The organism is Dietzia sp. UCD-THP, from assembly GCF_000349585.1.
Lineage (GTDB): Bacteria > Actinomycetota > Actinomycetes > Mycobacteriales > Mycobacteriaceae > Dietzia > Dietzia natronolimnaea_A.
This window is the reverse complement of sequence record NZ_AOSR01000086.1, coordinates 1-10346: the sequence shown is the minus strand read 5'-3', so window position 1 is coordinate 10346 and position 10346 is coordinate 1. Positions and strand designations below refer to the sequence as shown.

The 10346-nt window shown below is 63.9% G+C and carries 4 protein-coding genes; all 4 read left to right on the top strand.

Annotation, left to right across the window (positions count from 1 at the left end; genetic code table 11):
- The first annotated feature begins 174 nt into the window (after positions 1-174).
- The 4 genes from H483_RS27035 (at position 175) to H483_RS27020 (ending at position 10342) form a co-directional block, all read left to right on the top strand.
- Positions 175-1938, top strand: coding sequence for a hypothetical protein (locus tag H483_RS27035; protein ID WP_017836421.1), 1764 nt, complete (start codon positions 175-177; stop codon positions 1936-1938).
- Between the two features lie 321 nt (positions 1939-2259).
- Entirely contained in the window at positions 2260-2847 is a 588-nt protein-coding gene (locus H483_RS39140) for a hypothetical protein (protein ID WP_152427908.1), read from the top strand.
- Positions 2848-3075: 228 nt separating this feature from the next.
- Positions 3076-6021 (top strand): DEAD/DEAH box helicase, encoded by a 2946-nt coding sequence (locus tag H483_RS40450; protein ID WP_017836419.1) that lies wholly within the window; start codon positions 3076-3078, stop codon positions 6019-6021.
- A gap of 1 nt (position 6022) precedes the next feature.
- Positions 6023-10342: a class I SAM-dependent DNA methyltransferase gene (locus H483_RS27020; RefSeq protein ID WP_017836418.1), complete on the top strand. Its 4320-nt coding sequence runs from the start codon at positions 6023-6025 to the stop codon at positions 10340-10342.
- Positions 10343-10346: the final 4 nt, after the last annotated feature.

The window sequence follows — 10346 nt, the reverse complement described above, 5'->3', positions numbered from 1 at the left end:
GGCGCCTCACCCGCCGACCGCGTACCCAACCTGCGTGGGCAGAACATCTAGCGCTACCCATGCGCGAGAGGGCATGTCCGAGCCACTCGCTAGAGTAATTTAATGGGTGCTCGACACATCACGACATGTCGACCACCTCTGATCCCAGCCAGAAACACGAGAACGGACTCCGCTTTGCCCAAGAAGATTGTCTTCCTGCACGGAGTCGGCAACGGCGACGAGGAGCTGCACTGGCTGGCAGGGCTCAACCGTGGGTTGGCCTCAGCTGGCGCTGCCGAGCTCGATGCTTCGGCGGTGATCTCCCCCGACTATTCAGTTCTCCTTAACGCGATCGTCTCGAAGTACAAGCACCCACCCATCACCTACAAAGTTAAGGATGACCGTCTCGATCGCCGAGCATTCGTCCGCCGTCAGGCGCGGATCGAGCGCCTTTTGGAAAAATCTGGATTCGCGACCGGCTTCGGACTTCGCCGGCTTCCTGACGCCGTGGTGGCTCCGATCCAGAAGGCCGGGGTCCATTCCGCCCAGCTCAAGCAGGTGCACAACTACATGAAATCCGAGGGACTCAGAGCTGCGGTGCTCACGCAGATTCTCAAGTCCCTTCCAGACACTGGCGAGATCGTACTGATCGGGCACAGTCTCGGCAGCATCATCGCTATCGATCTACTCGACCACTTACCCGAAGGCTTGCACGTTTCCCGCTTCATCACAATTGGCAGTCCGGGTTCGGTCCAGATCATTCACGACAAGCACGAGCGCATTCTCAAGCGGTTCCCATATGCCCGAGTCGACGACTGGACCAACTTTTTCGCCCCAGCCGACTTTGTGACAGCCGGACGCGGGCTCGCCTCGGTTTTCCCGGGGGCCCAGGATTTCCGGATCAAGATCACACCGTCACCGAGCAACAAAATTGCGCATAATGCAGAGCAGTATCTCGCGCACCGCGCGGTTGGGATGCTTGTGGCGGATGCTCTCAATCCGCCGGTCGATGTCCCCGCGAGAGGGACGGAACTGGCTCTCCGGATCAATGATGTGGAAAGCGGCGCGCTTCTCACATTGTCGTACGGATTCCGGGTGGCATCAAAGATCGGGAAGAAGGACGTGGCGACGCGGTACGAGGACACCCTGAAGGTTCTCGGCGATGAGTTTGTTGATGCTGTCCGGCAACGACTACCCGAGGGCTCTGACCTCCCCGCCGAGGTCGAGGTGTTAGTCCGGGGCAAGGTCCCCCGCCCTCCGCAGCATTTTGCGCTCGATGAGGCGATCCGCCATGTGGTTCCGCTGTCGTTCTCCAATGTCATCCAGCCCTACGAAATCGAGATCGGAAGCGCTCAGGTCAACGCCATCGAGGACTTCTTCGTCGACCTCGGGTTCACCTCCGGGATCGGCCGTAAAGTCCGCGACGCGGTGACCGACGTCCAGAAAGTCCTGACGGAGAACGGCGGTTTTCCCGCAGGTCGCCTAGCGATCGCAGCCGCCGGACTCGCGCTCATCGCAGCCGGGCCGATCGGTATCGCCGCCATGGGGACCGCAGCCGGCGCCGCAGCGATCACGAGCGGCCTCGCCGCATTTGGACCGGGCGGCATGGTGGGCGGACTCGCCCTACTGAGTGGTCTCGCGTCGACCGGCGCCATGGTCACCACTGCGGCAGGGACTCTCAAGGGCGCGGGCGGTCCGGCGGTGAGCGATCCCGCGACTCTCGCGATCCAGGTCGCTTCGTCGCATGCACTCAAGCTGGCTGGCGAACAGCCGGATCCGAACCTGTGGTCAATGCTGACTACGGCAGATGCCATCATTTCAGGACATATGAATAAGCTGTGCGAATTCAGCGATCCCAAATCGCCACAACTTGTCCAACTCAATCAGACTCGCGAAGTGATCGGTCGCCTGATGACCTTCGCCAACGACAACGGGCTCGGATTCAAAGCCGTTGAATAGATCGACAACTGACTGGATCACCTAGCCAGTTTTCACACGACAGTTCAGTGGTTCTTCCAGACCAGCTATCAACTCGGCCTTCGCCTACTAGCGCAGTGGACCAACAATCTCCCTGGCCCGACGTGCAGCACCACGAAGGAGTGAGCAGCGACCGTGCAGAAGAAGCGAAGCGTCGTTCTTCATCAAACATGGGATCTGGCTTTCCCCCGGTGGAATGCGGTCCCCGACCTCGTGCCAGTCAGCGGCCGCTCCCCGGTCACCGCCTGCTCGCCGGAAACCCGCACAGAAGTGGTACTGTAAGCCGCTACCGCGTACCGGAACTTGAGCCAATACACCTTCTCGGAGCTACATCCTTTCGTTCCCTCTACGCTCGAAATCGATCTCGGAAGAAAACACGGGGTTCGACCTTTTTCGGCTATTGCAGAAAATGCCGTCACGGCCTTCAGCTCTAGAACGGAAGACCGACTGAACGTGCATCGAACACTCGCGCAAGTCAATGTTTCCGCGGCCGCGATAGGTACCGATAAGTGGCGAGCAGACGAGATCCTTCGAGAAGTGGAATCAGCGTTGTTCAGCCTGTCCCCAGAAGACTCCTATCTCGTTGTCGACGTCCACATCAGGGGCCGTGATCGCAGGATTGCGGATGCGTACTACTTCGACAACTTCGGGGACGAGGTGGAAGGGGTGCTTCCGCATGCTCTCGCTCACGCAGGCACCGTCACCCACACCTTCAAGTTGAGGAAATGGCTGAACGGTCTCTGTGCTTGCCCCGAGCTGTGGCGGGTCACGCATCCTCAGTTAAGCCAGCCCCTCGGCATACTGGAGTTCACTCTGGCGCAAGCCCTCGAGGCTTTCTATCCAGACTTACGGATCGATTGGACGCCGTTCACCGGTGGTAGCCGATCGTGAAGATCAGCAATCACCGACGGACTTACTGGCACACAGCGGCGGCTCTTCACGGGCACCGTGCACCTCGACCTGTCGCTCAGGTTCCAGTTCTCGGCACTGCCTCGCACAGCGCTGCGCGAGGCTGGTCCCCCGTTCCTGACATGTGTCCAGCTTTGGCTGCACAATCCCGTGAGCACCGCTAACCTCAGGGGTTCCTTACCTGAGGATCAAGACGAAGGACATCGCCCTGTGAGCAGCACCTCCACCATCCAGAACACTGATGCAGGTCAGATCCCCTTCGCCCCGGGAGTGACGGTGGAAGTCCGTGACGAGGAGTGGCTCGTCACCGCGGTGGAGCGCGCCGCCTCCTCACCCTCCTCCGGGGGCAGCGCCTACCTCCTCAAGGTGCGAGGCGTGAGCCCGTATGTCCGCGACACCACGGCGTCCTTCTACACGGATCTGGACGAGGTGAAGCCCCTCGACCCGAGTGAGTCCACGGTGGTGGCCGACCCCTCCCCCGGTTACCGACGTTCTCGCCTGTGGCTGGAGTCGACGCTGCGCCGCACCCCGGTTCCGCTGTACGACGAGTCGCTGGTGGTGTCGACCCAAATGCTCGCCGATCATCTCGACTACCAGCTCAGTGCTGTGCGCAAGGCGCTGTCCAACAAGATGCTGCGCCCCCGTCTGCTCATCGCGGACGCGGTGGGCCTGGGCAAGACGCTGGAGATCGGGATGATCTTGTCCGAGCTCATCCGCCGCGGTCGAGGCGAGCGCATCCTGGTGGTCACTCCCCGCCACGTGCTGGAGCAGATGCAGCAGGAGCTGTGGACCCGCTTCGCGATACCCCTGGTGCGTCTGGACTCGGTCGGCATCCAGAAGGTGCGCCGCACGCTGCCGGCCACGAGGAACCCGTTCACGTTCTTCCCCCGCGTGATCGTCTCGATCGACACCCTCAAGTCGGCCAAGTACCGGGCCCAGCTCGAGCGTGTCCGCTGGGATGCCGTGGTGATCGACGAGGTGCACAACGCCACCAACTCGGCCACGCAGAACAACGAGCTCGCCCGCCTGCTGGCGCCCACCACCGAGGCACTGCTTCTCGCGTCGGCCACCCCGCACAACGGCCGGTCGGAGAGCTTCGCAGAATTGATCCGGCTGCTCGACCCCACTGCCGTGGGCCCGGACGGCGCCATCAACCCGCGCGACCTGGCGCCGTTGATCATCCGCCGCCACCGGCACAGCCCGGAGGTCGACGGAGAAGTGGGCTCGAAGTGGGCCGTGCGGGCCGAGCCGAACAACATCCTGGTCCCGGCGTCCCCGCAGGAGACCTCGCTGGCCCGCGAACTCCGCGACACCTGGACCGGCCCCGGCGTCCAGCCCCCCTCGGGCGACAACCGGCTGTTCCCGTGGACGTTGGCCAAGGCGTACCTGTCCTCCCCCGCCGCGCTGGCAGAGTCCGTGACCAACCGGCACAAGAACGCATCTGGCCCCGTCGAGCGGGCGGCACTGGACCGCCTGACGGAGTTGGTCGACCAGGTCACGCCCGCCCACAGCGCCAAGTACCAGCGGCTGCTGAGCTACCTAAAGGAGATCGGCATCGGCCCGCGTAGCGAGCAGCGCGTGGTGATCTTCTCCGAGCGGGTGGCCACGCTGCATTGGCTGTCCGAGAATCTGGCCTCCGATCTCAAGCTCAAGTCGGGCGCAGTAGCGGTGATGCACGGCGGCCTGTCCGATCAGGAGCAGATGGACCTGGTGGACGGCTTCAAGCGCAAGTCGAGTCCGCTGCGGATTCTGGTGACCGGCGACGTCGCCTCGGAGGGCGTCAACCTGCACACGCAGTGCCACCACCTGGTGCACTACGACATCCCGTGGTCGCTGATCCGCATCCAGCAGCGCAACGGCCGTGTGGACCGGTACGGGCAGCGCACGTCCCCGGTGATCACCACGCTGCTGCTGGATCCGCCCGAGGACGCCGCCCCCGGCGACCTGCAGGTGCTCACCCGGCTGATGGAGCGCGAGTACGAGGCGCACTCCCAGCTGGGGGATGTGGCCTCGTTGATGGGCCAGCACTCGGAGGCCCGCGAGGAGGACACGATCCGCCAGGTGCTGGCGGGCAGTAAGCAGTTCGACGACGCGGTGCGTCGCCCCGAGGAGGTCCTGGAGTGGGCGTCCGAGGTGGGAGACGAGGGGGGTGTCGACGACGACGACATCGCGGCCTTCCTCGAGCAGTTGTCAATGGCCGGGCCGGACGAGCAGCCCCCTTCCGGAGCGCCGGCGGATGAGGCGCGCTACAGCGTGTACGGCTCGGAGGTCGAGTACCTCGAGGACGCTCTCACGGAGGCGTTCGCCGGCGGGCCTCAGTTCTCGATCGGCAAAGGCGGGGTGTCCTGGCGCCGCAATGCCAACGACACGGCGCAGCTGGAACCGACGATGGACTTGGCTCGCCGGCTGGATCTGCTGCCGGAGGATTACGTGCGGGCACGCCGGGTGCACGAGGAGCTGGTGCTGGCCACCTCCAAGGCGCGTGGCACGGAGTCGCTGAACGAGGCCCGCGAGGGCTCGTCGGAGACCACGTGGCCGATCGCCCACTTCCTGGGGCCGCTGCATCCGGTGTCGGACTGGGCGGCGGATCGGGCGCTGGCGTCGATGGCGCGGCAGGAGGTGCCCGCCGTCCGCGGAGATGTGGCTGACCCCACGGTACTGGTGATGGGCACCTTGATGAACCGGCGTGGCCAGGTGGTCACTCGCGCGTTCTCCACCGTGGAGTTCCCGGTGCCGGATCTGGCCACGGCCGAGACCATCGAGGACCCGTACGCCTGGCTCCGCGAGATCGGGCTGACGACGGGCGCCACCAACCCTGGTCCGGTCGCCGACGCCGAGGAGCTGTCCCGGCTCATCCCGCAGGCGGTCAAGGCCACCGCAGGAAGCCTGGACACGGTCTTTGAGCAGGCCACCACTGAGGCCGACCGCCGCGTCACGGCGTGGCGGGAACGTTCCCACGAGTGGGAAACGCAGGCCGATGAGCTCATCAGCAGCGCCCGGCTTAAGAATCTGTCGCGGCGAGTGCGGGAGGAGGCCGAGCTCGCCGAGCAACTTCGGCCCGAGCAGCGACTGGTGAGGCCCCTCCTCGTCGTCGTCCCCACCGATCACCCCATCGCGGACACCTCCGCATCGAGCACCACGCAGGAGAACAACTGATATGGCCGCCGACAGTGCGATTGTCAATGTCGAGGAATGGATCAGTGAGCACTACCTGACCACTGATGAGACCAAGCAGTCTTACCTGGCGAGGGTCCGCGGGTTGGTCAAGGGCTGGAAGCAGGATGCTGGCGAGGGGGCTATTTCTCCGCTCAAACGGTTGACCACGGCGAGGCAGTCGCTGTTGGTGTCGCTCTCGCAGCTCGGCGGTGATGAGCAGGCGCGTCCGGCGTCGGGAGAGGAGCGGGCCGAGTTGCGGCAGGCCCTGGGCTATGGCGCTCCTGGCGATTTTTCGTGGACGCGTGGTGAGTCGACCTGGCAGGCGCAGGCGTGGGCTGGGGACGGGGTGGTGTTGTTCGAGGCCGCCCCGGTGGACACGGTGGAGGATCTGCGCTCGGCTCGTGTGTTGGGTGAGGTGTCGGTGGATGCCAAACCCACCGGGGCGAGTGTGGGCAAGGTGTTGGGCGAGGTGTTCGTCTCTGATGCCCCGCCGGCGTTCGCCGTGGTGTTTGCCGGCCGCTGGTTCCTGCTGGCCGAGCGTGAGTCGTGGCCGCTGGGCCGGTTCCTGGCCGTGGACCTGCTCCTGGCCCTGGAGCGCGGCGACACCCGCTCCGGTGGGGAGATCGAACGGATCGTGGCGGCGACGTGCCGCGAGTCGGCCGAGCGCCGCGCCGACGGCACGGTGTGGTGGAGCGAGACGCTGGAGGATTCTCGCCAGCATTCGGTCAAGGTCTCCGAATCGCTGCGTGGTGCGGTGCGCGAGTCCATCGAAATCATCGCCAATGACGTGCTGGACCGCCGCCGCGCCCAGGGCTTGGGTGTGGACGAGGTGGACGGCCAGCTGCTGGCTCGCCAGTCACTGCGGTACATGTACCGCATCCTGTTCCTGTTGTTCGCCGAGGCCTCGCCGGAGTTGCAGGTTCTGCCGGTGGGATCGACCGAGTACGACGACGGCTACGGCCTCACCCGCCTGCGGGACCAGATCCTCTCCCCGCCGACCACGCCGCGTGAGGAGCAGGGCACCTACCTGTACGAGTCGCTGGCACTGCTATTCCGCCTCGTCGACCGAGGACATCACCCGGCAGATGAGCCGGGCGCGGCCCCGGGGTTGGAGTTCAACGAACTGTCCGCGGACTTGTTCTCCCCTGCGGCGACGTCGCTGATCGACCAGGTGCGGCTGTCCAATATCGCCCTGTACCGGGTGCTGGCCAACCTGCTTCTCACACCGGAGCAGCCGGGCAAGGATCGTGGCTTCATTTCCTACGCCACCCTCGGCGTGACCGAACTCGGCCAAGTGTACGAGGGCCTGATGTCCTACACCGGGTTCATTGCCTCCGAGGATCTGTGGGAAGTCGCCCGTGGGGGTGATGACTCCAAGGGCTCCTGGGTCGTGGGCCACGACGACTCGCTCGAGGTCGCCGCCGCCGACCGCGTGGTACGCCGCAATCCGATCACCGGCGAGGACGAGTGGGTGCGCCACCCGCGCGGGTCGTTCGTGTTCCGCCAATCCTCCCGCGACCGCGAACGCTCGGCCTCGTTCTACACCCCCCAGGTGCTCAGCGAATTCGTTGTCGGACAGGCCATCGAAGAACTCGACGCCACCGGCCGGATCGACCGCGCCGAAGACATCCTCACCCTCTCGATCTGTGAGCCGGCCATGGGCTCCGGGGCGTTCGCCGTCGAGGCGGTACGCCAGTTGGCGGAGCTGTATCTCGAGCGCCGCCAACAGGAGCTCGGCGACGAGATCGACCCCGACAAGCGCACCGCGGAGCTGCAGAAGGTGAAAGCTTATCTTGCGCTGCACCGCGCGTACGGGGTGGACCTCAACGCCACCGCCGTCGAGCTCGCCGAAATCGCCCTGTGGCTGGACACCATGACCCCAGGCCTACAGGCCCCCTGGTTCGGCCTGCACCTACGCCGCGGCAACTCACTAATCGGCGCCCGCCGAGCCACGTACTCCCCCACCCAGGTCGAAAAGAAGCAGTGGCTCACCGCCGAGCCCCAGGACGCCCCGCTGAGCGCACTCGCGGCCGCGGTGGATGACGAGTCCGGATTCGACCCGAGCGTCCGCGGCCGCATCCACCACTTCCTGCTTCCCGCCGCGGGCTGGGGAGCCGCAGCGGACGCCAAGGACCTGACGCCGTACGTCGGCGAGGCGCAAAAGGAACTCAAGACCTGGCGCAAACAGATCGCCGCCAAGCCCACCAAGACTCAGGTGCAGCGGCTGACGGATCTGGCCGAGCGGGTGGAACGGCTGTGGCAGTTCTCGCTCGTACGTATGCGCATTGCCGAGGATCAGGTACGCCGCGCAATCGACATCTACGGCACCGAGATCACCGCACCGATCAATCCGGTCCCGCGCGCCGAAATCGAAAAAGCATTCTCCAACCGCGACGGCGCGTTCCGTCGCCTGCGTCTAGTGATGGATGCGTGGTGTGCTCTGTGGTTCTGGCCTCTCACCGAGAACAAGGTGGCCGTCCACGGGCAGAAAGTTGCGCCGCCCTCGTTGGATGAATGGCTCGACGGCCTCGAGGCCCTGCTCGGCCGCGCCTATTCGGACACTCCGAAGGGCCGCAGCCGCCGCGCACCCGGCGAGGGACAGATCGTTTTAGGCTCTGACCTTACCTGGGAGCAGATCGACCAAGCCGAGGATTTCGATCGGGTCTTCGCCGGCGAGAAGCCGGTGGAGTCCGTGTTGGCAAATCACCCGTGGCTCGCAGTCTGCGAGCTCGTCGCTCATGACCAGGGTTTTTTCCACTGGGAGCTGGACTTCGCCCCCGTCTTCGCGCTGGGCGGCTTCGATGTGCAAGTGGGGAACCCACCGTGGGTGCGACCGCAATCCGATATCGAAGCTCTTCTTGGAGAAGTCGATCCGTGGTGGATATTGGCGCACAAGCCGACTCAGGCGGCGAAGGCTACTCGTCGTGAGTTGACGGTTCAGCGCCCTTGGGCCGTGGATATTCTTGCCGACGGTTTGTCTGACACACTCGTCACAGCAGCATTTCTGCATGACATGGTCCAGTACCCACTGCTCGCGAACCAGAAGCCAGACCTCTACCGAGCCTTTATGCAACGGACATGGCGCTCCTCGCGTAACTCGGGAATCGTGACGCTCCTGCACCCCGAATCACACTTCACCGAAAAGAGGGCCGCTCCTCTTCGTCGCGAAAGCTACCTTCGTCTCCGCCGACATTTCCAGTTCATCAATGCTCTGATGCTCTTCGACATCGATGACCACGTTAGGTATGGCGTCCACATTTACGGCCTCCGCGAAGCTTCGCCACGCTTCGCCAACGCTGTGGGCATGTTCCACCCGACCACAGCTGCTGAATCGCTTCGCCACGATGGAAACGGTCCCATCCCGGGCATTAAAGATGACGACTACAACTGGGATCGTCGCCCGCACCGTGACCGAATCACCCACGTTGACGACTCCACTCTTGAACTCTGGAAATCGATTCTCGAAGACGCTGATACTCCCGCCCTGGACACGCGAATGGTGTACTCAGTGACTCGGGAAGCTGAGGGCGTTCTGCGAAAACTCGCGGCTGCGCCCCGCGTCAAGGAACTAAACCTGCAATACTCGCAAGGTTGGAACGAAACGACCGACCGTAAGAAGGGTTATTTCGATACTGAATGGACGGTGCCAGCGTCCTGGGAGGACGTCATCCTCCAAGGCCCACACTTCGGCGTGGCGAATCCGTTCGCTAAGCAGCCAAATCCCACGCTGAAACACAACCAGGACTGGTCGGACATCGACCTCGAGGCCATGCCACCAGACTTCATCCCAGCCACGGCCTATCGGCCCAGTCGAAAAGACCAAAACTTCGATGAGGCCTATCCTAAATTTGTCCTACCGGGCAGTTCTGTCACCCCTTCTCACCGCCGATTCCGAGTTATCTGGCGTGCCATGGCGGCCACCACAGGATTCCGCACTCTCTACCCTAATCTCTGCCCGCCAGGTGCCACACATGTAAATGCGGTCGTTGCGGCTTCAGGCGAAGATTATTCGAAATTATCCAATTTACTGGCCTCAATGACGTGCTTCCTCACAGACTTTTTGGTCCGCGCGTCTGGCGCTTCCACAATATATCCGTCTGTGGCGCTGCACTTACCTATAGGCATTCCGGGCCCTTCGTTGGACCACGCGCGAACGCGAGCACTCCGCCTGGTGTGCCTCACTTCCGCCTACGCCCCCCTCTGGGAGGAAGTCACCGGCTCCGAGTGGACACCCGAGGTGCCGCTGCGCAGGGCCGAGGAACGCCGACAGGCGCAGGTCGAGATAGACGCCCTCGTTGCACTGTCCCTAGGAGACTGCTGAACAA